This window comes from Escherichia sp. 93.0816, from assembly GCF_013368855.2.
Classification (GTDB): Bacteria; Pseudomonadota; Gammaproteobacteria; order Enterobacterales; family Enterobacteriaceae; genus Escherichia; species Escherichia ruysiae.
This window is the reverse complement of record NZ_JABWNC020000013.1, coordinates 20,777-46,783: the sequence shown is the minus strand read 5'-3', so window position 1 is coordinate 46,783 and position 26,007 is coordinate 20,777. Positions and strand designations below refer to the sequence as shown.

The following is a 26,007-nucleotide window of genomic DNA, read 5'->3' as shown; positions in this document are numbered from 1 at the left end:
TGATGATGTTGCAGTTCCTGAAAGCGCCTGCCGACGCGCCGCTGATAAGCGATAAACGTGAAATTGATGCCCGCTATCGCTACTGGCGTCGGCATATTTTGCTGACAATCTGGTTGGGCTATGCGCTGTTTTATTTCACGCGTAAGAGTTTTAACGCCGCTATGCCAGAAATCCTTGCCACTGGCGTGCTAAGTCGTAGCGATATCGGCCTGTTAGCAACCCTGTTTTACATCACCTACGGTTTGTCGAAGTTTGTTTCCGGCATTGTCAGCGACCGCTCAAATGCGCGTTATTTTATGGGGATGGGGCTTATTGCGACAGGCATCATCAACATTCTGTTTGGATTTTCCACTTCGCTATGGGTGTTTGCCGTGCTCTGGGTGTTGAACGCTTTTTTCCAGGGCTGGGGTTCGCCGGTTTGTGCGCGGCTGTTAACCGCCTGGTATTCACGTACCGAGCGCGGCGGTTGGTGGGCGTTATGGAACACGGCGCACAACGTTGGCGGCGCGTTGATCCCCATTGTGATGGCGGCAGTCGCGCTGCATTACAGTTGGCGTATCGGGATGATGGTTGCCGGTTGTATGGCGATAGTCGTGGGGATTTTTCTTTGCTGGCGACTGCGCGATCGCCCGCAGGCATTAGGTTTACCGGCGGTCGGCGAATGGCGGCACGACGCGCTGGAGGTCGCCCAGCAGCAAGAAGGAGCAGGGCTGACGCGTAAAGAGATCCTCACCAAATATGTGTTGCTGAATCCGTATATCTGGTTGCTTTCGTTCTGCTACGTGCTGGTCTACGTGGTTCGCGCAGCGATCAACGACTGGGGCAATTTGTACATGTCCGAGACGCTGGGCGTCGATCTGGTCACGGCGAATACGGCGGTGACGATGTTTGAACTGGGCGGATTTATCGGTGCACTGGTTGCCGGTTGGGGTTCGGACAAACTATTTAATGGTAACCGTGGGCCGATGAATTTGATTTTCGCCGCCGGGATTTTGCTTTCAGTCGGTTCGCTGTGGCTGATGCCATTTGCCAGCTACGTGATGCAGGCGACTTGCTTCTTCACCATTGGTTTTTTTGTTTTTGGCCCGCAGATGTTAATCGGTATGGCGGCGGCAGAGTGTTCCCACAAAGAAGCGGCAGGGGCGGCGACGGGGTTTGTCGGCTTGTTTGCTTACCTGGGGGCGTCGCTTGCTGGTTGGCCGCTGGCGAAAGTGCTCGATACCTGGCACTGGAGCGGTTTTTTTGTGGTTATCTCTATTGCCGCCGGGATTTCGGCCTTGCTATTACTGCCCTTTTTGAATGCTCAGGCACCGCGCGAAGCGTGATACATCTCACCTTTTTACCTCATATCCGGCAAAACTAAGAAATTTTCCAGGTTTTGCCTGGACACTATCTCAGGCCTGATTGGCTGCTGATTTTTACAATGCCATCATTCATTAATTCTTTCCCCAATTAATTCAAGTCGCAGGAATACATGCAGCTAAAGCATCTGCGGCTTGAAGAACGATGGGGAATCAGGAGTAACCCATGCTGGCTTTCCTCAACCAGGTTCGCAAGCCGACTCTGGATCTTCCGCTCGAAGTGCGGCGCAAAATGTGGTTCAAACCGTTCATGCAATCCTACCTGGTGGTCTTTATTGGCTACCTGACGATGTATCTGATTCGCAAGAACTTTAACATTGCGCAGAACGACATGATCTCCACTTACGGGTTGAGCATGACGCAGCTGGGGATGATTGGCCTGGGTTTCTCCATCACTTACGGCGTGGGTAAAACGCTGGTTTCCTACTATGCCGACGGCAAAAACACTAAACAGTTCCTGCCGTTCATGCTGATTCTCTCCGCCATTTGTATGCTGGGCTTCAGCGCCAGCATGGGCAGCGGCTCGGTTAGCCTGTTCCTGATGATTGCTTTTTACGCCTTAAGCGGCTTTTTCCAGAGTACCGGCGGCTCATGCAGTTACTCCACCATCACCAAATGGACGCCACGTCGTAAGCGCGGGACGTTCCTCGGTTTCTGGAACATTTCCCACAACCTCGGTGGCGCGGGTGCGGCGGGTGTGGCGTTGTTCGGTGCAAATTACCTGTTCGACGGTCATGTGATCGGCATGTTTATCTTCCCGTCGATTATCGCGCTGATTGTCGGTTTTATCGGCCTGCGTTACGGCAGTGACTCCCCTGAAGCTTATGGCCTCGGTAAAGCCGAAGAACTGTTTGGTGAAGAGATCAGCGAAGAGGACAAAGAGACTGAGTCCACGGATATGACCAAGTGGCAGATCTTTGTTGAGTATGTGCTGAAAAACAAAGTGATCTGGCTGCTGTGCTTCGCCAACATCTTCCTGTACGTGGTACGTATTGGTATCGACCAGTGGTCAACCGTGTACGCGTTCCAGGAACTGAAACTCTCTAAAGCGGTGGCGATTCAGGGCTTTACGCTGTTTGAAGCAGGCGCACTGGTCGGTACGCTGCTGTGGGGCTGGCTCTCTGACCTGGCGAACGGTCGCCGTGGCCTGGTCGCCTGCATCGCGCTGGCGCTGATTATCGCGACACTCGGTGTGTATCAGCACGCCAGCAATCAATATATCTACCTGGCTTCTCTCTTTGCATTAGGTTTCCTGGTATTTGGTCCGCAACTGTTGATTGGCGTGGCGGCTGTTGGCTTTGTACCGAAAAAAGCGATCGGCGCAGCCGACGGGATTAAAGGCACCTTCGCCTACCTGATTGGTGACAGCTTTGCCAAGCTAGGTCTGGGGATGATTGCCGATGGTACTCCGGTATTCGGCCTCACCGGCTGGGCTGGAACCTTCGCCGCGCTGGATATCGCCGCAATTGGCTGTATCTGCCTGATGGCGATAGTCGCGGTAATGGAAGAACGCAAAATCCGCCGCGAGAAAAAAATTCAGCAGTTGACAGTGGCATAAACGTAACTGGTGACTTTTGCCCGGCATGACGCCGGGCATTTTTTTATTCTGCAATTTCCAGCGTAGTGAAGGCAAACTTCTCGCCATCAAACAACCCCTGGCTGGTCAGTTTCAACGCGGGGATCACTGGCAGGGAAAGAAACGCCATCTGAATAAACGGTTCATCCGGTAACGGACCACATTCGCGGGCGGCGACTTTCAGGGCGTCAATTTGCTCCGCCAGCGACTGCGCCGTGTCGGTGCTCATCAGCCCGGCAATGGGCAACGGTAGATGGCTCTGCACCTGACCGTCACGTACAACACACAGCCCGCCGCCATCCTGAATCACCTGATTGACCGCCAGCGCCATCTCTTCTGCGCTGCGACCGATCACCACAATATTATGGCTGTCATGGCTGACCGTCGCAGCCAGCGCGCCTTCATTCAAACCAAAGCCGCCGAGCAAGCCACAGGCCGGAGCCAGCCGTTGCCCGTAACGCTCAAGCACGGCGATAAAGCACACATCATCGCGATCAAAACCATTTTCGCTATAGACGCTGGAGCGGGAGTGCGTAATCAGCTCATTATGGATAACGTCAATCACCCGGTAGCGTTTTCCGGGCGTAAATTGCAGGGCAAAGTCGCTGGCGGAAACCGGCTGGCGAGCAATAGTATTGCCATACGGTGGGGCGGATTGCGCCAGTCTCGCCGACTCTTGTGCCTGCAAAGTTTGCGCGTCAATCGGTTCGCCTTTCACCAACACCTGCTGCACCGTGACCTTTCGCGCATCACTTAACAGGACGATATCGGCCTGCTTGCCGGGCGCCAGTAAACCGAGATGATTAAGACCAAAATGGCGCGCTGTTGACCAACTGGCTACGCGATATGCCACATGCAGCGGCACATTGTGCTGTTCGATCAGGCGGCGAATTAAGGCATCGATATGCCCTTCATGGGCGATTTCCCACGGGTTACGGTCATCGGTACAGAGCATACATTGCGGGCTGTTAAATTCGTTGATCAACGGTGCCAGCGCGTTGAGGTTGCGGGCAGCAGACCCTTCGCGGATCATCAACGACATGCCGAGTTGTAATTTCCGACGGCCTTCTTCCAGCAAATAGCTCTCATGGCAGTTTTCAATACCGGCAGCAATATAGGCGTTAAGTTCTTTACCGCCTAAACCGGGGCAGTGACCGTCCAGCGTCAGATGACGAAATGCGTCCAGTTTATCGAGCAGCGCATCCTGCCCGCGAATTACGCCTGGGTAGTCCATCATCTCCGCGAGGCCAGTAACCTGCGGGTGATCTCGCCAGGCGAGCATCTGTTCGAGAGTAAAACTGGCACCGTTTACATCGCAGCCTTCCAGTGCGGGTACGCAAGAGCTGACTTGCAAATACTGATTCTGCTTTGCCTGTTCGGCGCAGCGGGCAAACCAGGCGAATCCGGCTTCGCCCATGACATTGACGATTTCATGGGGATCGCAAATAACAGTTGTCAGGCCGCGTGGCAGGGTGGCGGTTTCAAAGGTGACCGGCGTCATCATGCTGGATTCAATATGCAGGTGAGCATCAATAAATCCTGGTACTGCCGTTGCGCCGTTAGCATCAATTCGGTGTAAAGCCGGAGCGTTGACGTATTCTGCACCAACACCGGCAATGTAACGCCCTTTAATCACAATCGGGCCGGAAATTTCTCCGCCATTGATCAGATCCAGAATAGAGACATTATCAATAATATAATCGGCAACGGCTTCGCCACGGGAAACGGCTAACAATTCCTGGTATTCGCTCCGACTAATGTAATGAAATTTATGGCTAATAGAATTATTCATGTTTTTCTCATTTTGATTTTATCAAATTGATTATTATTTATCATAAAGAAACGTCGCGAGATTATTAAAGAATATCCATTAATGTGCAATTGAAATGTGATAATTATCACTGAACCAGTGTTGTCATTTGTTTTACAAAAGCAAGGATTTAAAATTCCTTCAATGGACAAAAAAATGAATAATGACAATACCGATTACGTGAGTAATGAATCAGGGACGCTTTCGCGATTATTTAAACTTCCTCAACATGGAACCACCGTCCGCACAGAATTGATTGCGGGGATGACCACTTTTTTAACCATGGTGTACATCGTTTTTGTTAACCCGCAAATCCTTGGCGCGGCACAAATGGATCCGAAAGTGGTATTTGTCACAACCTGTTTAATTGCCGGTATTGGCAGCATTGCGATGGGGATATTTGCTAACTTACCCGTGGCGCTGGCACCGGCGATGGGGCTGAACGCCTTCTTCGCATTCGTGGTCGTGGGTGCGATGGGCATCTCCTGGCAGACCGGGATGGGAGCCATATTTTGGGGCGCAATCGGACTGTTTTTGCTCACGCTCTTTCGTATCCGTTACTGGATGATTTCCAACATTCCGTTAAGTTTACGTATTGGTATCACCAGTGGTATCGGGTTATTTATTGCCTTGATGGGATTAAAAAATACCGGTGTTATTGTCGCCAATAAAGATACGCTGGTTATGATTGGCGATTTAAGTTCTCACGGCGTGTTGTTAGGTATTTTAGGTTTTTTTATTATAACCGTGTTGTCATCACGTAATTTTCATGCGGCGGTGTTGGTTTCTATTGTTGTTACTTCCTGCTGTGGATTATTTTTCGGTGATGTTCATTTTAGCGGCATCTATTCCATTCCACCCGATATTAGCGGTGTCATTGGTGAAGTCGATTTGAGCGGCGCGTTGTCGCTTGAACTTGCCGGTATCATTTTCTCCTTTATGCTGATCAACCTATTTGATTCATCAGGAACATTAATTGGTGTAACTGATAAAGCTGGCTTAATAGATAGTAACGGTAAATTCCCCAATATGAATAAGGCGCTGTATGTCGATAGCGTCAGTTCGGTGGCGGGTGCGTTTATCGGCACCTCGTCTGTTACCGCCTATATTGAAAGTACTTCTGGTGTGGCGGTCGGTGGTCGCACGGGGCTGACTGCGGTTGTGGTCGGCGTTATGTTCCTGTTGGTTATGTTCTTCTCACCGCTGGTGGCAATGGTTCCCCCCTATGCGACTGCCGGGGCGCTCATCTTCGTGGGCGTGTTAATGACCTCAAGTCTGGCGCGTGTTAACTGGGATGATTTTACCGAATCGGTGCCCGCATTTATTACTACGGTGATGATGCCCTTTACTTTCTCGATCACCGAAGGTATCGCGCTGGGCTTTATGTCGTACTGCATTATGAAAGTCTGTACCGGACGATGGCGCGATCTGAACCTGTGTGTGGTGGTTGTAGCGGCGCTGTTTGCGCTGAAAATCATCCTGGTGGATTAGTATCTGATAAGTGTTTCCAGATATCATGAGTGCCGGTTACGCAGGAGAACTCATGATCTGGATAATGCTCGCTACGCTGGCGGTGGTGTTTGTGGTTGGTTTTCGGGTGCTGACATCCGGAGCCAGAAAGGCGATTCGCCGCCTGAGCGATCGGCTGAATATTGATGTCGTACCCATCGAATCGATGGTCGATCAGATGGGAAAGTCAGCGGGTGACGAATTTTTACGTTATCTGCATCGCCCGGATGAGTCGCACCTGCAAAATGCTGCGCAGGTGTTGCTCATCTGGCAAATTGTCATTGTCGATGGCAGCGAACAGAATCTGTTGCAATGGCATCGGATTTTACAAAAAGCCCGCCTCGCAGCTCCCATTACCGACGCTCAGGTCAGGCTGGCGCTGGGTTTTCTGCGCGAAACAGAACCTGAAATGCAGGAGATTAACGCTTTCCAGATGCGCTATAACGCATTCTTTCAGCCTGCCGAGGGCGTTCACTGGCTGTATTAAAACCGCTTCGTCTTATCAGCCTACAGACCGCGCCTGACCTGTAGGGGGGATAAGGCGTTCATGCCGCATTCGGTAATCTTTGCCCTGTTCCGTTTCGATCTTAACTCCAGCTCAAGCAACACCGTAAAGGTTGCAAAAACGTTAAATGCGTCACACATTTCAATGCTAAACTGACCGGCTTTTCCCCTGAAACATGCCACGGGTAACACCATGAGTGAACATATCGAAGAAAACTGTGGCGCGGATGCCATCACCCGACCGAACTGGTCTGCCGTTTTCTCGGTGGCGTTTTGCGTCGCCTGCCTGATTATCGTTGAGTTTTTACCTGTCAGTTTGCTGACGCCGATGGCGCAGGATTTAGGGATTTCGGAAGGGCTTGCCGGGCAATCGGTGACTGTGACCGCCTTTGTGGCGATGTTTGCCAGTTTGTTTATTACCCAGACAATTCAGGCCACTGACCGCCGCTACGTTGTCATTCTGTTCGCCGTCTTGCTGACGCTCTCTTGCTTGCTGGTTTCCTTTGCCAGCTCGTTCAGAATGTTATTAATCGGTCGAGCCTGTCTCGGGCTGGCGCTGGGCGGATTCTGGGCGATGTCAGCGTCGCTGACTATGCGTCTGGTGCCACCTCGTACGGTGCCGAAGGCGCTGTCGGTGATCTTCGGCGCGGTTTCTATTGCGCTGGTGATTGCCGCGCCGTTAGGCAGCTTTTTAGGTGAGCTTATCGGCTGGCGCAATGTCTTTAATGCGGCAGCGGTGATGGGCGTGCTGTGTATTATCTGGATTATCAAATCATTGCCTTCGCTGCCTGGCGAACCCTCGCATCAGAAACAAAATACCTTCCGCCTGTTGCAGCGTCCGGGGGTGATGGCCGGGATGATTGCTATCTTTATGTCCTTTGCGGGGCAGTTCGCTTTCTTCACGTATATTCGTCCTGTGTATATGAATCTGGCGGGATTCGGCGTGGATGGCTTAACACTGGTACTGCTGAGTTTTGGTATCGCCAGTTTTGTCGGTACGTCGCTTTCGTCGATCATTCTTAAACGTTCAGTAAAACTGGCCTTAGCGGGAGCACCGTTAGTGCTTGCTCTTAGTGCGCTGGTACTGACGTTGTGGGGAAGCGATAAAATTGTTGCTACCGGCGTGGCGATTATCTGGGGGCTGACCTTTGCTTTAATTCCCGTGGGCTGGTCAACGTGGATCACCCGCTCATTAGCCGACCAGGCAGAAAAGGCGGGATCTATTCAGGTGGCTGTTATTCAGCTTGCCAATACCTGCGGCGCGGCAATTGGCGGTTATGCACTGGATAACATTGGCCTGACTTCGCCGTTAATATTGTCCGGCACGTTGATGTTGCTTACCGCGCTGTTGGTTACTGCAAAAGTGAAAATGAAGAAATCCTGATATCAGGCTAAAGAAGTGTTGGTCAGCGGCTGTTGCCGCTCTTACATATCCGGGCATTCTACCCTGCCCAACGCTTCCCAGTAGTTACTCTGATTATTACGCTCCATCGCCACGATGGCTTCGCGTATGTGTTGTTTATTGCTTTCATCAGACAACATTAACTTTTCCCACGCTTCATCTGATAACGATGCCTGCGGGGTACAAATTTTTCGCAAATCTTGTAATACCGTATTTTTCTCTTTCGCCGATTGTAACGAGCTAAAAGGCGACTCGGCATATACGATACCCGGCATCGCGAAAACAGCGAAAATAAGAAGCAGCGTCGTTGGTTTCATGAGTTCTACCTTTTTACAAATGGCATCGAATGAAGCATAAGTGTAGTTTGTTTTCATCGCTCTAATCATGCTGTACGAAACGCGTTTTAGTATTCAGTAAGAAGTGCCAGACCTTATATTCCTCTTTTATTCCTTTTTCTTCTTATCGATAGCATTTCGTTTTTTAACCGCAGCGACCTTACCGCTATAGTCAGGTAATCATTAATAAAAGGATAAAAAATGAAACTGACAACACATCATCTACGAACAGGAGTAGCGTTATTACTGGCAGGAATACTACTGGCAGGCTGCGACCAGCAAAGTAGCGATACAAAACACATTAAAGTTGGGGTCATAAACGGTGCCGAACAGGATGTGGCGGAAGTCGCTAAAAAAGTGGCTAAAGAGAAGTATGGCCTTGAGGTTGAACTGATTGGATTTAGCGGTTCATTGCTGCCGAACGATGCAACAAATCATGGTGAACTGGATGCCAATGTATTCCAGCATCGCCCTTTCCTTGAACAGGATAATCAGGCGCACGGTTATAAACTGGTGGCGGTGGGGAATACCTTTGTCTTCCCCATGGCGGGCTATTCGAAAAAAATCAAAACGGTCGATCAGCTAGAAGATGGGGCGACAGTGGCGATTCCGAATGATCCGACCAACCTTGGGCGGGCGCTGTTACTGTTGCAAAAAGAGAAACTGATTACGTTGCAAGAGGGGAAAGGTTTACTGCCAACGGCGTTGGATATTACCGATAACCCGCGTCATTTACAGATTATGGAACTGGAAGGGGCACAGTTGCCGCGCGTACTGGACGACCCGAAAGTGGATGTGGCGATTATCAGTACGACTTATATTCAACAAACCGGGCTTTCCCCGGTGCATGACAGCGTATTTATTGAAGATAAAAATTCGCCGTATGTGAACATTCTGGTGGCGCGGGAAGATAACAAGGATGCAGAAAACGTGAAGGAATTTTTGCAATCTTATCAATCACCGGAAGTTGCTAAAGCGGCAGAAACTATCTTTAACGGTGGCGCGGTGCCGGGCTGGTAATTATCAACCGCGCCGCGCCGGACGATTACATTTTTCTGGCGCGGCGGCGGGAATCCATTGAAATCAAAATGACCGATGACAGAATCAGCAGCGTTCCCAGCCAGTCAGGTAATGTGAAAGTGATCCCCAGCAGCAGTAAAGAGAGCAGCGCGCTACTTAATGGTTCTGCACAGCTCAAAATGCTGGCTTTTGGCCCGCCAATTAACTGTGCGCCTTTCAGATACAGACTAAAAGTCAGCGAAGTTCCAATTACCACCAGATAGAAAAACGCCAGAATCAGACTGCCATTAACCACAAAATTTGTTCCTTGTCCGGCATAAAAGGGCAGCAGGATCAGACCACCAATGAGCATACTCCAGCCAACCACGGGCAGCGTGCCGTAACGGGCAATGAGCGTTGAGGGGTATGTCGTATAGAATGCGGCAGCAAATGCCGAGGCGATACCCCAGAATAACGCAGCAGGAGAGATCGATAATGACGTCGGATTACCGTGTGTCACCAATAAAAACGTACCAATCAGCGATGTCAGAATGGCGCAAAAAACCAGGATGCCGGGGCGTGATTTACGTACCAGTGAGAACCATGCCACGATAATCGTTGGTGATAAAAATTGCAGCACCGTTGCTGTAGCGGCATTGGATTTTTCAATTGTCAGTAAAAAAGTAAGCTGGACGGTCAGTGCGCCAACAACGGAAAAAATCAGCAGGCTGATGGCATCTTTATGATTTTTAATGATTGAGAAGACTTTATCGCCGTGGACAAAGGAGAGCGTTAGCAGAATAAAACCGGCAAATATCAGTCGCGTCATGGTAAGAAACTGCGATGACATCTGGCTTTGCTCCATGATGTATTGTGCGCAGACACCTGAACTTCCCCACAATACGGCGGCAATTAGAACGTTCAGCATCCCCTTTCTGGTGGAACCCATTTTTCCCCTCTGCATACGGTTTTGTCGTTTATGTATGCAGGCATGATAGCAAAAATGGCAAGGATGGCTCTGTTCATATAAAGCATATTTATGTTGCCTTTCAGCAATAGTTACGCATCTTTATCAATAACAGGCAGGCCGTTGATACGTCTGACATTATTATCGCCAGCCAGAAGCAATCTAAAAATAAAATCGACCGTGAGGCTTTTATATTATTCTCGTCGGAACCATGAATATTCTTCTCATAAGTATCCTTCATGGTTTGCGTAGGTCGTTATTCAAAAGCATCGAAATTTTTTATCACGTCGCAATGAAATATTTTGCATTAGCGTCGCTGACAAATAGCGTGGGTAATTTGATGAGGTCGAGCATTATTCTTTATCTTTATGAAACGCGTGAAATGCTTATTAAACCGTCATGTTATGGCGTTATCATTTTTTTCTGACAACATGCTACTGTTCGCTTTTTAAACGCGAAGAATGCTATGCAAATCCATAAAGTGATTAAACCCGAGTTTGTGAAGAAGTTTTCCTGTGTCGGTTCTGACTGCCTGATTTCCTGTTGTCAGGGATGGCAAATAGATATCGACAAGAAAACTCATCATGATTACCTCAACGCACACCATCCGGAAATCTCCAGCCTGGCGAAAGAGAATTTGATGCTGGTGCGAAAAGGTAAACAAAGATATTCGAGAATTAAGCTGGACGCGCAGGGACAGTGTCCGTTTCTCGACGAAAATAAACTCTGCCTGGTTCATCGCGAGCTGGGAGGCAACGCGCTTTCAGTTACCTGTTCTACTTATCCACGTTGTAAAAAGCACTACGCGGATACAACTCGTTATTCGATGACGCTTTCATGTCCAGAAGTAGCCCGGCTGGTATTGTTCGATGCCGACAGCATGTTAGTGCATGAACAAGATGAGCTGCTGGCGAAGGCGAAAAACAATATCATCGCCCGGCAGCAGCCGGTTAATCAGATCCAACAGATTGTGCATCTCTTTGCCTGGCACCTTCTACAGGCGCCATCGTTGAACGTTGAAGAGAACCTGATGGCGCTGGCACAGTTTATGGTTTACTTGCAACGCATTGAGTTCGATCTGCATCGCCATTTTGCGCAGGCCGAACAGTATCATCAGGAACTATTAAGCGAGCTGGCGGCAGGTATAAGTTTGATTCATCGCTCAACGTCAACGGAGTCGGTTGGATTGAAGGTGCGCGCGCTGTCGGCATTGGGTTCACTTATCGCGAATGAAGGCGCCAGGGATAACATTATCGCTGGGGTGCATCGGAAGATGGCGGCGTATTTAAACATTACAGCCAGTACGGATAAGCAGGATCTGGTCGACAAGTTTGCAGTTCTGGATAAGCAATGGCAGCAGCTTTGCCAGGATTCTATCCTTAGCGCCCCGCATGTATTGCGCAATTTACTGACCTACAAAATTTACCACTGTCATTTTCCGGATGCTGATTTCTCAACGATCATGCGCCAGGTTTACCGTTTAATCCTCGATTATTTCTATATTAAGCATTTGTTGAGTGTGACATCGCTGGAAGTAACACCAGATGAGGCAACGGTGCTGAAGATTGTGGCGAGCCTTGCCGAGAAAACCTTGCATTCGCCAATTATCAATGAGCGGATGGATAAAGCGATTGACATGATCAATGCCGGGGACGATCTCTCCTGCCTGCTGTTGATTTGTTAAATTCGTCTGCCGGAAACTGGGTTAAGTCTTTGTCTGACATGTCGCCGCCATTGCAATAAATGTTAAGAAAGAACTCGGTTAAGCCGATTGAATCATGAACAGAAGAAAATGTCTGGTTTTAATCGTATTACAAGGGATTGGTGAACGTCAGAAGAGGCATTTTGGCGGAAGATCACAGGAGTCGAACCTGCCCGGGACCGCTGGCGGCCCCAACTGGATTTGAAGTCCAGCCGCCTCACCGGAGACGACGATCTTCCGCGCCTCGATTGCTACATGGAGGCGGGGCGCATTATAGCTACTTCCTCGCCTTATCACATCCCCCATCACACTTTTTTCCGTATCGTTTCGTCTTGCCATGATCCCTTTCACAGAAACCTTCAGCAAATCCATAAGTTACATTTTGGCGCTACCGCGATCACAGAAAACAAGAAACGTAAGTTGATAACAAAAAATAGCAATATCCGCACTCTTAAGGATGGTTTACTTTCGGGCTGTCTGACTGGCGCCTTCTTCACTTGTCATGCTTGCGCTAACAAAAATTTCAGAACGAAAGGAACGGATTATGAAAATCAGCGATGGAAACTGGCTTATTCAACCTGGTCTTAATTTGATTCACCCCATCCAGGTTTTTGATGTTGAGCAACAGGGAAAGGAGATGGTGGTTTACGCCGCGCCGCGTGATGTGCGGGAGCGTACCTGGCAGTTGGATACGCCACTGTTTACGCTACGCTTTTTTTCACCTCAGGAAGGTGTGGTTGGCGTGCGGATTGAGCATTTTCAAGGGGCGCTGGATAACGGTCCGCACTACCCGCTTAATGTGTTGCATGACGTTCCGGTGGAGATGCAAAACACAATTGAATATGCCGAGCTGAAGAGCGGTAATTTGAGTGTTCGTGTTACCAAAGGTGAATTCTGGTCGCTCGATTTTCTGCGCAATGGTGTGCGTATTACCGGTAGCCAGTTGAAAAATAACGGCTATATACAGGACACCAACACCAACCGTAGCTACATATTTGAGCGCCTGGATCTCGGTGTCGGTGAAACAGTATACGGTCTGGGGGAACGCTTCACCGCGCTGGTGCGTAACGGTCAGATGGTGGAAACCTGGAACCGTGACGGCGGAACCAGCACCGAACAGGCGTACAAAAACATCCCGTTCTATATCACCAACCGTGGCTACGGCGTGCTGGTTAATCATCCGCAGTGCGTCTCGTTTGAAGTGGGATCGGAGAAAGTCTCCAAAGTGCAGTTCAGCGTCGAGGGTGAATATCTCGAATACTTTGTTATCGATGGCCCGACGCCGAAAGCGGTGCTCGATCGTTATACCCGTTTTACCGGGCGTCCGGCACTGCCGCCAGCATGGTCCTTTGGTTTGTGGTTAACGACTTCATTTACCACTAATTATGACGAAGCTACGGTAAACAGCTTTATCGACGGCATGGCGGAACGTAATCTGCCGCTACATGTTTTCCACTTCGACTGTTTCTGGATGAAAGCCTTCCAGTGGTGCGATTTTGAGTGGGATCCGGTCACTTTCCCTGACCCGGAAGGGATGATTCGCCGCCTGAAAGCGAAAGGGCTGAAAATCTGCGTCTGGATTAACCCCTATATAGGGCAAAAATCGCCGGTATTTAAAGAGTTGCAAGAGAAAGGATATTTACTCAAACGCCCGGACGGCTCGTTATGGCAATGGGATAAATGGCAGCCAGGTCTGGCGATTTATGATTTTACCAACCCAGATGCCTGCAAATGGTACGCCGATAAACTGAAAGGCCTGGTAGCGATGGGTGTCGATTGCTTTAAGACCGACTTTGGCGAACGTATTCCAACAGACGTTCAGTGGTTTGACGGTTCCGATCCGCAGAAAATGCATAACCATTATGCGTACATCTACAACGAACTGGTATGGAACGTCCTGAAAGACACTGTCGGTGAGGAAGAGGCTGTCCTGTTTGCCCGTTCCGCTTCCGTGGGCGCACAGCAATTTCCCGTGCACTGGGGCGGAGACTGCTACGCCAATTACGAATCGATGGCGGAAAGCCTGCGCGGCGGGTTATCTATTGGCCTTTCCGGTTTTGGTTTCTGGAGCCACGATATCGGTGGCTTTGAGAATACCGCTCCGGCACACGTTTACAAACGCTGGTGCGCATTTGGTTTGCTCTCCAGCCATAGCCGTTTGCATGGCAGCAAATCTTATCGTGTGCCGTGGGCCTATGATGATGAATCCTGCGATGTCGTGCGCCATTTCACACAGCTTAAATGCCGCATGATGCCGTATCTGTACCGCGAAGCCGCTCGTGCTAACGCGCTGGGTACGCCGATGATGCGCGCAATGGTGATGGAGTTCCCGGACGATCCAGCCTGTGATTATCTTGACCGTCAATATATGTTGGGCGACAGCGTGATGGTTGCGCCAGTGTTCTCTGAAGCGGGCGATGTACAGTTTTACCTGCCAGAAGGTCGCTGGACGCATCTGTGGCATAACGATGAAACAGAAGGCAGTCGTTGGCATAAACAGCAGCATGATTTTCTTAGTTTGCCGGTTTACGTGCGTGACAACACCTTACTGGCGCTGGGGAACAATGATCAACGCCCCGACTACGCATGGCATGAAGGCACGGCTTTCCAACTCTTTAATCTGCAAGACGGGCGTGAAGCTGTCTGTGAAGTGCCCGCCGCCGACGGTTCGGTGATCTTCACCCTGAAAGCGACGCGTACTGGCAATACGATTACCGTGACAGGCGCGGGCGAGGCGAAGAACTGGACACTGTGCTTGCGTAATATTGCGAAAGTAAATGGTTTGCAAGGCGGTTTACAGGCTGAAAGTGATTTGGGCGTGGTGGTGACGCCTCAAGGGAATGCGCTGACAATTACGTTGTAATTTATTGAAGGAATGCCGGGTACGGCTATGTCGTGCCCGGCGAGATTGATTTTTACTGCACTGGCTCCGTTGACGTGACTTCGCCACTGGAAACTACGCCAGCATTCATGGTTTGGGTTACCTGCTGCTTTTCTGCGTTCACAGCATGGAGTTGTCCGTTAACCGTAGGTTTTAGCGGTACATCGGTCTGAATATCGCCGCTGGCGGTGAGCTGAATATTGCCATCGCCCGTAATCGGTAACTCTGGCCATCCCCACTGTTGCAAAATGTTCATCGGCACACCGCGTCCGTTCAGGCTGATATGGGTCTGGCGCTGCGGCGTTTGTGAGACGCTGGCAGTAGCTTCAAGAATGCCTTTCTCGGTAAACGCGCTAAGTTCGCTGATATTCACCGTGCTGCTATTGGCGGTTAGCGCCAGCGACGGGCGACGAACGTCGACACGATTGAACGTTGCGGCGGCGGCATTCAGGTTCGCCGTGCCACTCCAGACGCCCCACTTATGATCGGCAACCAGCGTCAGATTCGCGCCATAACCATCCAGCGCAGTGAGCTGCCACGGGAAGTTCGGATCGATATCAATGATCAGGTTGCGGCTGGCGCTAAATCTCTTCAGTAGCAGGCGGTTTAACCAGCCTGGGGTCGTTTCCATCCACAACTGTTGCCAGTTTTTCGGCAAGGTATATTCCAGCCCGACAATCGCTGCATCGTCGAGGATCAGCGTTTTCCCGTCGCGTTGCCAGTTCCCTGACGTTCGGAGCATTCCGCCTTCCCAGCGGCTGGTGAACTGGCGAAGCGCCACGCCCTGTGGGGAAAACTCCGCGTTCATAATCGGGTCAAATAAATGCAGCGAACCATAAATAAACTCGCTGGCGTTCATTGACAGCTTGCCTTCCTGCGTCTGCCAGTCATCTTTAATGAAGTTCATGTTGCGCAAGCTGAGATCGAGGTCGGTCACCGCCCAGTCCGGACCTTGCAGGCGAGCGTCGATCACTTCAAGGCGACCAATCTGCAACGACGGGACAGAGCGCAAAGGTGCAAAGAAATCGGTCAGAGATTTTTCGCTTTGCAGACGGATATCAGCCAGGCGCAGATTTTCCACCTGCCAGCTACCATCGGCATTACGCTGCGCATTACCGGTTAATGAGCCACGGGCGATATCGGCGCCCAGATTCGTAAGCGTGACGCGATCGTTATCAATAGTGCCTTCAATCAGTACATTGGTAGCAGCAACATCGTTGAGCGACAGAGAGCCGGCACTGAACTGAATTTGAGCCTTCGTGCCCAGGACTTTACCGGCTTCCGGCGACCACGGAACGACGCCGCCATTTACTCGCTGTGCGCTGAGATTCCACTCGCTATTGGGGCTGTTAAACGCCATATCACGCAGTTGCAGACGATCCGCTTTGAACGGTAGTGGCGCGGTCTGGCCGGTGAGATTCAGCGTCCCGTTTTCCAGCAGGATAGTATCAACATGGCGTGGTTCGCTCAGTTGTCGACTACTTAGCGCAATATCGACACTTTTCGCCACCAGAGTGGCGGGTTGACCATCGCGACCGAATGTGACGTTCTCCAGCACGATATGAGATGGCGCGGAAAAGCGGTGATCCATCGCCCCGAAGGTCAAATGATAGTCGCTATTCCTGGATATCCATGCGCTGATATGCTCTGCTCCCCAGCGGGTTTGCAGCAGGAAATAGAGGCCAGCGATCGCCACGAATAGCGCGATGAAAATGTAGAGAAGCAGCTTCCCAATAAATTTCATGGTCTTCCATCCCGTGAAATGCACATAAGGGAGTTATGCACGATTTACGCGCATTCCTCAAGGCGGGAATGGAGAAAGCGAGTGGCTACGGCGGTAAAGAATTTTACCGCCGCGAGTGGATTACTGTTTTTCCGGCGGGAAAATCAGATTCAGCACAATGGCAGTGATACCGCCAGCGGCAATCCCGGAGGAGAGCAGGTTTTTCAGCCAGTCAGGGGCAAACTGCAAAATCAGCGGCTGCTGAGAAACGCCCAGACCGACCGCCAGCGACAGCGCGATAATCAGAATGGCCCGACGGTTCAGCGGCTCACGAGAAACAATACGCACACCTGATGCGGCGATAGTACCAAACATCACCAGCGTAGCGCCGCCAAGTACCGGCTCCGGAATATGCTGCACAAAACCGCTCACAGCCGGGAACAGGCCGAGCACAATCAGCATCAGTGCGACGACAAAACCGACATAACGGCTGGCAACACCGGTCAACTGGATCACACCGTTGTTCTGCCCGAAACAGGAGTTCGGGAAGGTGTTAAACACCGCCGACACAAACGAGTTCAGGCCGTTTGCCAGTACGCCGCCTTTCAGACGTTTCATGTACAGCGGACCAGAAACCGGTTGTTCGGAAACGTCGGAGGTGGCGGTGATATCGCCAATAGTTTCCAGCGAGGTGATCATAAAGACCAGCATCAGCGGCAACAGCAAACTCCATTCAATACCAAGCCCGTAATAGAGCGGTGTTGGCACCATAATCAGTTCTTGCGTCATCGGCTCGTTGCTTTCTGGCAACATGCCCATAAACCACGCCAGCGCATATCCGGCTGCCATCGCAATCACCAGCGAGGCCACGCGTAAGTAAGGGTTACGTTGACGGTTAAGCAGAATGATTAAAGCTAAGACCACGCCCGCCAGCAGCAAATTTTTCGGCGCGCCAAAGGTGTTATCGTTCATGGCCGCATAACCGCCGCCAATGGACGTTAACCCAACCTGTATTAGCGACAGGCCGATAATCATTACTACAACGCCAGAAACCAGAGGCGTAATAATGCGGCGCGCCAGGTGCAAAACGCGGGAGATTACCATTTCGGTGCAACTTGCCAGCATCAGTGTGCCGAAGAGCGCCGCCATCATGGTTGGAACATCGGCGCCACCGGTCTTCAGTGCCGTTCCGCCCATAATCAGCGGGGCAACGAAGTTAAAGCTGGTGCCCTGAATAGACAATAACCCGGAACCAACCGGCCCCCAGGCTTTAATCTGAATAATCGACGCCACACCGGAAGCAAACAGCGACATACTAATAATGTGTTGCGTGTCCTGTGCTGGTAAACCCAGCGCCTGGCAAATTAACAATGCTGGCGTGATTACCGCGACAAACATCGCCAGCAGATGCTGACAGGCGGCAAACAGAGTTTGAGCAAGCGGCGGACGATCTTCAAGACGATAAATCAGTTCGCTGTTTTGAGTCTGCGCAACCGGTTGCGCATTTTCTGACTCTAGGGTGGAAACAGACATCGAAAACAATCCCGTGGTGGCAAAGCGGGCATTTTAGCTGACCGAAAGGTAAAAGCAAACGTTTGCCATGCATTCTTCTAAATATTTAAATGCGATAAATGCACTTTTTTATATAACTTTTGGTTGTTTTCTGCTTAAAATCCATGCCATTTTTTTATTTTCAGCTGAGAATTCGAACCGGGATAGCATGACTCGATACTCGTCATATTTCGCCCTACTGCACATGCGCGATGAAGTATGACGAGTGTGAAAGAGTGGTGCGGACACAAAGGAGTAACTATGTTTCATCTCGATACTTTAGCAACGCTTGTTGCAGCAACCCTGACGTTGCTGCTCGGGCGCAAGTTGGTCCATTCCGTCTCCTTTCTGAAGAAATACACCATACCTGAACCGGTTGCCGGAGGGTTGCTGGTGGCACTGGCGCTGCTGGTGCTGAAAAAAAGTATGGGCTGGGAAGTCAATTTTGATATGTCCCTGCGCGATCCGTTGATGCTGGCATTCTTCGCAACCATTGGTCTGAATGCCAATATTGCCAGCCTGCGTGCTGGTGGGCGTGTGGTGGGGATTTTCCTCATCGTGGTTGTTGGCCTGTTGGTGATGCAAAATGCCATCGGCATTGGGATGGCTAGCCTGTTAGGGCTTGATCCACTGATGGGGCTGCTGGCTGGCTCTATTACGCTTTCCGGCGGACACGGTACGGGAGCTGCGTGGAGTAAATTGTTCATTGAACGTTATGGCTTCACCAACGCGACGGAAGTGGCGATGGCCTGTGCAACGTTTGGTCTGGTGCTGGGCGGCTTGATTGGGGGGCCGGTGGCGCGGTATCTGGTGAAACACTCCACCACGCCAAACGGTATTCCGGATGACCAGGAAGTCCCCACCGCATTTGAAAAGCCGGACGTGGGGCGCATGATCACTTCGCTGGTACTAATTGAAACCATCGCGCTGATTGCTATCTGTCTGACGGTGGGGAAAATTGTTGCGCAACTTTTGGCTGGCACAGCTTTTGAATTGCCAACCTTCGTTTGCGTGCTGTTTGTGGGCGTGATTCTGAGCAACGGTTTGTCCATGATGGGCTTTTACCGTGTCTTTGAGCGTGCTGTATCGGTGTTGGGTAACGTAAGTCTGTCGTTGTTCCTGGCGATGGCGTTGATGGGGCTGAAGCTGTGGGAGCTGGCTTCGCTGGCGCTGCCGATGCTGGCGATTCTGGTCGCACAGACTATCTTCATGGCGTTGTACGCTATCTTTGTCACCTGGCGCATGATGGGCAAAAACTACGATGCGGCGGTGCTGGCTGCGGGTCACTGTGGTTTTGGCCTTGGTGCAACGCCAACGGCAATCGCCAACATGCAGGCGATTACCGAACGCTTTGGCCCGTCGCACATGGCCTTCCTGGTGGTGCCGATGGTCGGTGCGTTCTTTATCGATATCGTTAACGCCCTGGTGATTAAACTGTATTTGATGTTGCCGATTTTTGCGGGGTAACCGATGAAGCGGCGGTATGCGTGCCGCCGCAACAAAGACAAATGCCTGATACGCTTCGCTTATCTGGCCTGCGTAATGATTCTCAATTTATTGATTTTGTGAGTTTTTTGTAGGCCGGATAAGGCGCTCACGCCGCATCCGGCAGGAAGGTAATCAATCTGAAACGGCGGTCTTCTCTCCGCCGTCTTTATGCGTTCGAGTAGCGTTCCGTCTCCGGCATCCAGCGTTCTATCAGGGCTTTTGCCTGCTGCGGATAACGTTCGTGAATATGTCGTGCCAGGCGCTGAACTTCTGGGATCATGGCCTGATCGCGCAATAAATCTGCCACTTTAAATTCGGCATTACCCGTCTGACGCGTACCTAACAATTCACCAGGGCCGCGAATCTCCAAATCTTTTTGTGCAATCACAAACCCGTCGCTGCTGTCACGCAGCACTTGCAGGCGAATTTGCGCCGTTTTGGAAAGTGGTGTTTTGTAGAGCAACACACAGTGAGATGCCACCGCGCCACGCCCCACGCGCCCGCGAAGCTGGTGTAACTGCGCCAGACCCAGGCGCTCCGGGTTTTCGATAATCATCAGGCTGGCGTTAGGCACATCAACGCCGACTTCAATGACGGTAGTGGCAACCAACAGGTGTAACTCGCCTTGTTTAAACGACGCCATCACCGCCTGTTTCTCGGCAGGTTTCATACGCCCATGTACCAGGCCAACATTCAACTCTGGTAGTGCCAGTTTCAACTCTTCCCACGTGGCTTCTGCTGCCTGCGCTTCCAGTAACTCTGACTCTTCAATCAACGTACAAACCCAGTAAGCCTGACGTCCTTCAGTCATGCAGGCGTGACGCACGCGGTCAATGATGTCGTTACGACGCGTATCCGGGATCGCCACTGTCGTCACCGGGGTACGCCCTGGCGGCAGTTCATCAATGACCGAGGTATCGAGATCGGCATAGGCGGTCATTGCCAGCGTGCGGGGGATCGGCGTCGCGGTCATGATCAACTGATGCGGATGGAAGCCTTGCTGCTGACCTTTTTCCCACAGTGCCAGACGCTGATGCACACCAAAACGGTGCTGTTCGTCGATGATCACCAGCGCCAGACCGTTAAACTGTACCTGTTCCTGGAAGATAGCGTGAGTGCCGACAATCATCTGCACCTGACCGTTGGCGATGGCTTCCTGCTGCGCCAGTCGCGCTTTACCTTTCTGCTTGCCAGCCAGCCAGCCCACTTCAATACCCAGCGGCTCAAACCAGTTGCGAAAGTTATTGGCGTGCTGTTCGGCGAGCAACTCGGTTGGTGCCATCAGCGCCACCTGTTTCCCGTGAGCAATTGCACGCAGCGCGGCGAGGGCAGCAACCAGCGTTTTACCGGAACCTACATCGCCTTGTACCAGACGCATCATGGGAACATCCAGCGCCATATCGCGCTCGATCTCCGCTACCACACGTGCCTGAGCGCCCGTTGGTTTGAACGGTAAGGCGGCAAGGAGTTTATTTTTCAGCGAGTCATTGGCGCTAAGCGGTTGGGCATGAAAACGTTGGGCTCCAGCGCGTAACGCCAGCATACTGAGGTTGTGCGCCAGTAGTTCTTCCAGAATCAGACGACGTTGTGCCGGATGCTGCCCGCTTTCCAGATCGCTAAGTTGCAGCGTCGGCGGCGGGCGATGCAGAGTTCTCAAGGCTTCCGGCAGCGTCATCATCCCTTGTGACAGTTCCGGCGGCAACAGTTCTTCAATAGCGCAGGTGTCGAGCAGATCCAGCGCCTGGTCGGTTAATTTACGCAGCGTTGCCTGTTTAACGCCTTCAGTCGTTGGGTAAACCGGCGTAAGCGTTTCCTGTAGCTCCGGGGTACTGAGATCACCCTGTACGCGATATTCCGGATGGATCATCTCCGCGCCATATTTGCCGCGCTTTGCTTCGCCGTAGGCCAGTACACGTCGGCCCGTCGCCAGGCTATTTTTCATCGCCGCGCTGAAGTTGAAAAAACGCATGGTGAGAATGCCAGAGCCGTCGCTAATCTGGCAGGTCATCATCCGTCGACCGCCGAAGGAGATATTACAGTTCAGCACTTCGCCTTCCACCGTGGCATAAACGCCCGGCAGTAGCTCACCGATGGGGTAGAGATGGGTGCGATCTTCGTAGCGCAGAGGAAGGTGTAACAGTAAGTCCTGCACGGTATGCAGGTTGATTTTCGCCAGCTTGTTACTTTGCGCCGCGCCAACGCCCGTTAGGGAACTGAGCGGGACAGCATCTAACAGGCGACCTTTCATGGCGCTTACCCTGCGGCCTGCATGGTGGCCCACCAGTTAGCATCGGCTTCGATTTCACCTTGCTGATTGACGTGGGGGTAGGGCAGACCTTTGCGTTTTGCGACTTTCGCCAGTACCGGATAGCCGCCTTCAAACAGCAGGCGTTGTTGTTCTGCTTCCGGTAACATGCTGTTTTCACGCAGATACATGCCAGCGTTTTGCCGCTGACGCTGGGCTTCGTAAAGAATGAGTGCCGATGCGACGGAGACGTTCAGCGACTGCACCATGCCGATCATCGGAATGATGATGTCCTGATCCGCCAGTGCTAACGCTTCCTGCGTGATGCCCGTTTTCTCCTGACCCATCAAAATACAGGTCGGGCGGGTATAATCAATTTCGCGAAAATCGACGGCGTTATCAGAAAGATGTGTAGCCAGAATCTGCATTCCCTGGCCTTTCAGATGGGCGACAGCATCGCCAATGGTGCGGTGCGTTTTCACCTGTACCCAACTGTTGCTGCCAGCCGCAGCCGAGGCCATAGTGCGCATCCGGCTGCCAGGCCAGACGGCATGAACTTCATGTACGCCAACGGCATCTGCGGTACGAATGATCGCAGAAACGTTATGGGGTTTGTGAACCTGTTCCATGCAGACGGTCAGATCAGGCTGCCGCCTGGCGAGCATTTCACAGATGCGTGCATAACGTGTTGGGTTCATAAAACATTAATTTCTGTTTCGGGTGACTTTAATCACGTCTGGCATCACACGGATTTTGCGCATGATATTTGCCAGATGTACGCGATCCCGGGCGGTCAGGCGAATAAAGGCACTGTAGACGCGACCATCTTTCTCTTCCGTATTCAAACTTTGAATATTGGAATTGGTGGTGTTGATCGCCGCTGTCAGGTTTGCCAGCGCACCCTGATGGTTGAACATTTCCACCTTGATTTCAGTAATGAACTCCTGCGCCGTCTCTTTATCCCATTCCACAGCCATAAACTTCTCTGGCTCTTTCTGGTAGCCACGGATGTTACGGCAGGACTCATGGTGGATCACCAGACCTTTACCGGGGCTAACATGGGCGATGATCGGGTCGCCGGGAATAGGGCGGCAGCATTTCGCAAAAGTGATCAACACGCCATCAGCACCTTTAATCGGCAGATGCCCGTGGCTTTGGGTTGCTGGTGGAATGGAACCGTCTCCTTGCTGGAGATTCTTCGCTACCACTACACTCATTGCATTGCCAAGACCGATTTCTGCCAGCAAATCGTCAAGCGTCGCCAGTTTCATGCGATCCAGCTCGCGCTGAATATTTTCCTGCGGGATTTCATTCAGCTTACGGCTGCCACCCAACGCGTGGTTGAGCAGGCGACGACCCAGGCTGACGGAATCATCACGCTTGAGGTTTTTCAGCAACTGGCGGATTTTGGCGCGTGCTTTCGAGCTGACGACAAAGTTCAGCCAGGCGGCATTCGGGCGAGCGCCCGGCGCGGTAATGATTTCAACGGTTTGTCCGCTGGAGAGTGGCTGCGACAGCGGGTAAGGCTGACGATCAACTCGCGCACCGACGCAGGCATGACCGATATCGGTATGCACTGCATACGCGAAGTCGACAGGCGTGGCACCGGCAGGCAGTTCGACAATGCGCCCTTCCGGTGTGAAAACGTAAATCTCATCCGGGAAGAGATCGGATTTAACGCTCTCGATAAATTCAAACGAGCTACCGGCGCTCTGCTGAAGCTCCAGCAGGCTCTGCATCCAACGCTGGGCGCGGATTTGCGCAGTGGTGCTGGTCTCGCCGTGCTCTTTATAAGCCCAGTGTGCGGCAACACCCATCTCCGCCATTTGATCCATATCTTCGGTACGGATCTGGACTTCAACCGGCACGCCGTGGGGGCCAATCATCGAGGTGTGCAAAGACTGATAGCCGTTCGCTTTTGGAATGGCGATATAGTCTTTCACGCGACCTGGACGCGGCTTATACAGGCTGTGCATCTGGCCGAGCACGCGATAACAGGTATCGGAATCATTGACGATCACGCGGAAGGCGTAGATATCCATGATTGAGTGAAAACGCTGCTCTTTGAGCACCATTTTGCAGTAAATCGAATAAAGATGTTTCTCGCGACCACTGACGCGGCACGGTATTCCCGCTTCCTGCAAGCGCCCTTCGATTTCTGAGAGGATTTTTTGGATCATCTCTTTACGGTTACCGCGCGCGGCTTTCACCACTTCTTTAATTACGCGGTAACGGTTGGGATACAGCGCCTCAAAACCCAACTCTTCGAGTTCGGTTTTAATATGGTGGATACCTAAACGGTGTGCCAGCGGGCTGTAGATTTCGAGAGTTTCACGGGCGATGCGGCGACGTTTGTCTGGGCGAAGTGAGCCCAGCGTGCGCATATTGTGGGTACGGTCTGCGAGTTTGATGAGGATAACGCGGATATCCTGCACCATCGCCATAATCATCTTGCGAAAGTTTTCGGCCTGCGCCTCTTTCTTATCGCGGAACTTGAGTTTATCAAGCTTTGATACCCCCTCTACCAGTTCGGCGACGCTTTTACCAAAAAGCTGTTCCATGTCCTGGTAGGTGGCGGGAGTATCTTCAATCACGTCATGCAGCAGGGCAGCCATCAGCGTTTCATAGTCGAGTTTCATCTCGGCCAGAATGCAGGCAACCGCTACCGGGTGCGTGATATAGGGTTCACCGCTTGAACGTGTTTGCCCCTCGTGAGCATCACGTGCAACGAGATACGCCTGCCGCAGACGCTTAATTTGGTCTTCTGGCAGGTAGTTTTGAATCAGTTGATTCAGGCTTTCAAACAGATACAAGGGCGACCCGCTTTGTGATTAACGACGACCTTCAGCAATAGCGGTAACGGCTTGAATTTCAGCGGCTTCCTGCTCTTGCTGTTCCTGGCGTTCGCGAACGTCGAGGATCTGGTTGTTGATCAGACCTTCTTCGATTTCGCGCAGCGCGATTACTGTGGTTTTATCGTTTTCTTCCGGTACTAGCGGATCCTTTCCGCCTACCTGCATCTGACGAGCGCGACGCGCGGCGACCAGTACCAGGTCAAAACGGTTACCAATTTTCTCTACAGCGTCCTGAACAGTTACGCGTGCCATACTTAAAAAGCTCCACAGGTGAAGAAATGACTGGGCATGATACTGAAAGAAGGTTCAGTCTGCCAACAATTTGCTGATTAAAGCGTCATGACGTTGCTTTTGGCGACTCATGCGCAAGCGTTCGGCGCGAATAATGGTCTTCAGATCACCCAGTGCGGTGTCAAAATCATCATTCACAATCAAATAATCATATTCGGCGTAATGGCTCATTTCTGCAACTGCTTGCGCCATACGCTTTGCAATGACCTCTTCGCTGTCCTGACCGCGACCGCGTAGACGGCGATCCAGCTCGATTTTGGACGGCGGTAAAATAAAGATACTCCGCGCGTGCGGCATCTTCTGGCGAATTTGCTGCGCACCCTGCCAGTCGATATCGAGAAAAACATCGACACCGGTCGCCAGGACTTGCTCAATGGCCTCACGCGAAGTGCCATAGTAATTACCAAAAACTTCTGCGTGTTCGAGGAACGCATCTCTGCTAATCATTTCTTTAAATTCATCATGATTAACAAAGAAATAATGTTCACCGTGGACTTCACCAGGACGCGGTTGGCGTGTGGTGTGTGAAACAGAAACCTGGGTGTCATACAACGGTTGGGTTTTTAATAAAGCCTGAATCAGGCTGGATTTACCCGCGCCACTGGGGGCAGAAACAATATAAAGCGTGCCTTGAGCCATGAGTATCTTTCGTATGTGATTAGCGAAATAAAACCTACATACGAGCTTATTATACACGGCGCGGCCATGTGACGTAGCCCTTGCTCACACTTTTTGCGCAAAGTTGTTGCGTTTTGCGTAGCTGCTTCCGCATTTGCCAGTGATTCACTGCAATAAAGACGATTCTCAG

Annotated in this window: 18 protein-coding genes, 1 tRNA gene and 1 pseudogene; 9 read left to right on the top strand and 11 right to left on the bottom strand. The window is 51.4% G+C overall.

Features of this window, described 5'->3' with window-relative positions:
* The first annotated feature begins 5 nt into the window (after nucleotides 1-5).
* Nucleotides 6-1,325: an MFS transporter family glucose-6-phosphate receptor UhpC gene (gene uhpC, locus HEM79_RS14520; protein WP_176241520.1), complete on the top strand. Its 1,320-nt coding sequence runs from the start codon at nucleotides 6-8 to the stop codon at nucleotides 1,323-1,325.
* A 202-nt stretch (nucleotides 1,326-1,527) separates the two neighbouring features.
* The gene (gene uhpT / locus HEM79_RS14515) at nucleotides 1,528-2,919 is read left to right on the top strand and encodes a hexose-6-phosphate:phosphate antiporter (protein WP_000879190.1); all 1,392 of its coding nucleotides are present in this window, start codon (nucleotides 1,528-1,530) and stop codon (nucleotides 2,917-2,919) included.
* A gap of 43 nt (nucleotides 2,920-2,962) precedes the next feature.
* On the opposite strand, the gene adeD is transcribed toward uhpT, so the two are convergent.
* Nucleotides 2,963-4,729 carry an adenine deaminase gene (gene adeD, locus HEM79_RS14510; RefSeq protein ID WP_176241519.1) on the bottom strand — a complete coding sequence of 589 codons (1,767 nt, stop codon included), beginning with the start codon at nucleotides 4,727-4,729 and terminating at the stop codon, nucleotides 2,963-2,965.
* A gap of 174 nt (nucleotides 4,730-4,903) precedes the next feature.
* On the opposite strand from adeD, the gene adeQ reads away from it, so the two are divergent.
* The 3 genes from adeQ to nepI all read left to right on the top strand — a co-directional run bounded on the left by adeQ (nucleotide 4,904) and on the right by nepI (nucleotide 8,144).
* Nucleotides 4,904-6,238 (top strand): adenine permease AdeQ, encoded by a 1,335-nt coding sequence (gene adeQ / locus HEM79_RS14505; RefSeq protein WP_016159934.1) that lies wholly within the window; start codon nucleotides 4,904-4,906, stop codon nucleotides 6,236-6,238.
* A 52-nt stretch (nucleotides 6,239-6,290) separates the two neighbouring features.
* Nucleotides 6,291-6,743 (top strand): DUF1198 domain-containing protein, encoded by a 453-nt coding sequence (locus HEM79_RS14500; RefSeq protein WP_176241518.1) that lies wholly within the window; start codon nucleotides 6,291-6,293, stop codon nucleotides 6,741-6,743.
* 210 nt (nucleotides 6,744-6,953) lie between these two features.
* On the top strand, nucleotides 6,954-8,144 hold the full coding sequence (gene nepI, locus HEM79_RS14495; protein ID WP_176241517.1) for a purine ribonucleoside efflux pump NepI: 1,191 nt from the start codon (nucleotides 6,954-6,956) through the stop codon (nucleotides 8,142-8,144).
* 41 nt (nucleotides 8,145-8,185) lie between these two features.
* Here nepI and yicS read toward each other — a convergent pair whose 3' ends face one another.
* Nucleotides 8,186-8,479 (bottom strand): protein YicS, encoded by a 294-nt coding sequence (yicS, locus tag HEM79_RS14490; RefSeq protein ID WP_010350505.1) that lies wholly within the window; start codon nucleotides 8,477-8,479, stop codon nucleotides 8,186-8,188.
* Between the two features lie 219 nt (nucleotides 8,480-8,698).
* Here yicS and nlpA point away from each other — a divergent pair, with 219 nt between their 5' ends.
* Nucleotides 8,699-9,517: a lipoprotein NlpA gene (gene nlpA / locus HEM79_RS14485; protein ID WP_000779442.1), complete on the top strand. Its 819-nt coding sequence runs from the start codon at nucleotides 8,699-8,701 to the stop codon at nucleotides 9,515-9,517.
* Between the two features lie 3 nt (nucleotides 9,518-9,520).
* Here the strand turns inward: nlpA and HEM79_RS14480 are convergent.
* Nucleotides 9,521-10,445, bottom strand: a pseudogene (locus HEM79_RS14480) (carboxylate/amino acid/amine transporter).
* 484 nt (nucleotides 10,446-10,929) lie between these two features.
* On the opposite strand from HEM79_RS14480, the gene fliB reads away from it, so the two are divergent.
* Nucleotides 10,930-12,147: a flagellin lysine-N-methylase gene (gene fliB, locus HEM79_RS14475; RefSeq protein WP_176241516.1), complete on the top strand. Its 1,218-nt coding sequence runs from the start codon at nucleotides 10,930-10,932 to the stop codon at nucleotides 12,145-12,147.
* A 162-nt stretch (nucleotides 12,148-12,309) separates the two neighbouring features.
* On the opposite strand, the gene HEM79_RS14470 is transcribed toward fliB, so the two are convergent.
* Nucleotides 12,310-12,404, bottom strand: a tRNA-Sec gene (locus HEM79_RS14470).
* A gap of 305 nt (nucleotides 12,405-12,709) precedes the next feature.
* Here HEM79_RS14470 and yicI point away from each other — a divergent pair.
* Nucleotides 12,710-15,028, top strand: coding sequence for an alpha-xylosidase (yicI, locus tag HEM79_RS14465; protein WP_176241515.1), 2,319 nt, complete (start codon nucleotides 12,710-12,712; stop codon nucleotides 15,026-15,028).
* Between the two features lie 52 nt (nucleotides 15,029-15,080).
* On the opposite strand, the gene HEM79_RS14460 is transcribed toward yicI, so the two are convergent.
* Both HEM79_RS14460 and xanP read right to left on the bottom strand, forming a co-directional pair.
* Entirely contained in the window at nucleotides 15,081-16,790 is a 1,710-nt protein-coding gene (locus HEM79_RS14460) for an AsmA family protein (RefSeq protein WP_176241514.1), read from the bottom strand.
* Between the two features lie 120 nt (nucleotides 16,791-16,910).
* The gene (gene xanP, locus HEM79_RS14455; protein ID WP_010352595.1) at nucleotides 16,911-18,302 is read right to left on the bottom strand and encodes a xanthine/proton symporter XanP; all 1,392 of its coding nucleotides are present in this window, start codon (nucleotides 18,300-18,302) and stop codon (nucleotides 16,911-16,913) included.
* Nucleotides 18,303-18,581: 279 nt separating this feature from the next.
* Here xanP and gltS point away from each other — a divergent pair, with 279 nt between their 5' ends.
* A complete protein-coding gene (gene gltS / locus HEM79_RS14450) occupies nucleotides 18,582-19,787 on the top strand; it encodes a sodium/glutamate symporter (RefSeq protein WP_000468835.1) in 1,206 nt (401 codons plus the stop codon).
* Between the two features lie 187 nt (nucleotides 19,788-19,974).
* Here gltS and recG read toward each other — a convergent pair whose 3' ends face one another.
* The 5 genes from recG to gmk are packed head-to-tail and all read right to left on the bottom strand — an operon-like array spanning nucleotide 19,975 to nucleotide 25,838.
* Nucleotides 19,975-22,056: an ATP-dependent DNA helicase RecG gene (recG, locus tag HEM79_RS14445; RefSeq protein WP_176241513.1), complete on the bottom strand. Its 2,082-nt coding sequence runs from the start codon at nucleotides 22,054-22,056 to the stop codon at nucleotides 19,975-19,977.
* Nucleotides 22,057-22,061: 5 nt separating this feature from the next.
* A complete protein-coding gene (gene trmH, locus HEM79_RS14440; RefSeq protein WP_001070180.1) occupies nucleotides 22,062-22,751 on the bottom strand; it encodes a tRNA (guanosine(18)-2'-O)-methyltransferase TrmH in 690 nt (229 codons plus the stop codon).
* Between the two features lie 6 nt (nucleotides 22,752-22,757).
* Nucleotides 22,758-24,866, bottom strand: a complete 2,109-nt coding sequence (gene spoT, locus HEM79_RS14435) for a bifunctional GTP diphosphokinase/guanosine-3',5'-bis pyrophosphate 3'-pyrophosphohydrolase (RefSeq protein ID WP_000280472.1) — start codon at nucleotides 24,864-24,866, stop codon at nucleotides 22,758-22,760.
* A gap of 18 nt (nucleotides 24,867-24,884) precedes the next feature.
* Nucleotides 24,885-25,160, bottom strand: a complete 276-nt coding sequence (gene rpoZ, locus HEM79_RS14430) for a DNA-directed RNA polymerase subunit omega (protein ID WP_000135057.1) — start codon at nucleotides 25,158-25,160, stop codon at nucleotides 24,885-24,887.
* A 54-nt stretch (nucleotides 25,161-25,214) separates the two neighbouring features.
* Nucleotides 25,215-25,838, bottom strand: a complete 624-nt coding sequence (gene gmk / locus HEM79_RS14425) for a guanylate kinase (protein WP_010356049.1) — start codon at nucleotides 25,836-25,838, stop codon at nucleotides 25,215-25,217.
* Between the last annotated feature and the right edge of the window lie 169 nt (nucleotides 25,839-26,007).

Bases quoted from the DNA above. Each gene is read 5' to 3' on its own strand.
- uhpC (WP_176241520.1), top strand. From the start codon at position 6: ATGTTGCAGTTCCTGAAAGCGCCTGCCGACGCGCCGCTGATAAGCGAT.
- uhpT (WP_000879190.1), top strand. From the start codon at position 1,528: ATGCTGGCTTTCCTCAACCAGGTTCGCAAGCCGACTCTGGATCTTCCG.
- adeD (WP_176241519.1), bottom strand. From the start codon at position 4,729: ATGAATAATTCTATTAGCCATAAATTTCATTACATTAGTCGGAGCGAA.
- adeQ (WP_016159934.1), top strand. From the start codon at position 4,904: ATGAATAATGACAATACCGATTACGTGAGTAATGAATCAGGGACGCTT.
- HEM79_RS14500 (WP_176241518.1), top strand. From the start codon at position 6,291: ATGATCTGGATAATGCTCGCTACGCTGGCGGTGGTGTTTGTGGTTGGT.
- nepI (WP_176241517.1), top strand. From the start codon at position 6,954: ATGAGTGAACATATCGAAGAAAACTGTGGCGCGGATGCCATCACCCGA.
- yicS (WP_010350505.1), bottom strand. From the start codon at position 8,479: ATGAAACCAACGACGCTGCTTCTTATTTTCGCTGTTTTCGCGATGCCG.
- nlpA (WP_000779442.1), top strand. From the start codon at position 8,699: ATGAAACTGACAACACATCATCTACGAACAGGAGTAGCGTTATTACTG.
- fliB (WP_176241516.1), top strand. From the start codon at position 10,930: ATGCAAATCCATAAAGTGATTAAACCCGAGTTTGTGAAGAAGTTTTCC.
- yicI (WP_176241515.1), top strand. From the start codon at position 12,710: ATGAAAATCAGCGATGGAAACTGGCTTATTCAACCTGGTCTTAATTTG.
- HEM79_RS14460 (WP_176241514.1), bottom strand. From the start codon at position 16,790: ATGAAATTTATTGGGAAGCTGCTTCTCTACATTTTCATCGCGCTATTC.
- xanP (WP_010352595.1), bottom strand. From the start codon at position 18,302: ATGTCTGTTTCCACCCTAGAGTCAGAAAATGCGCAACCGGTTGCGCAG.
- gltS (WP_000468835.1), top strand. From the start codon at position 18,582: ATGTTTCATCTCGATACTTTAGCAACGCTTGTTGCAGCAACCCTGACG.
- recG (WP_176241513.1), bottom strand. From the start codon at position 22,056: ATGAAAGGTCGCCTGTTAGATGCTGTCCCGCTCAGTTCCCTAACGGGC.
- trmH (WP_001070180.1), bottom strand. From the start codon at position 22,751: ATGAACCCAACACGTTATGCACGCATCTGTGAAATGCTCGCCAGGCGG.
- rpoZ (WP_000135057.1), bottom strand. From the start codon at position 25,160: ATGGCACGCGTAACTGTTCAGGACGCTGTAGAGAAAATTGGTAACCGT.
- gmk (WP_010356049.1), bottom strand. From the start codon at position 25,838: ATGGCTCAAGGCACGCTTTATATTGTTTCTGCCCCCAGTGGCGCGGGT.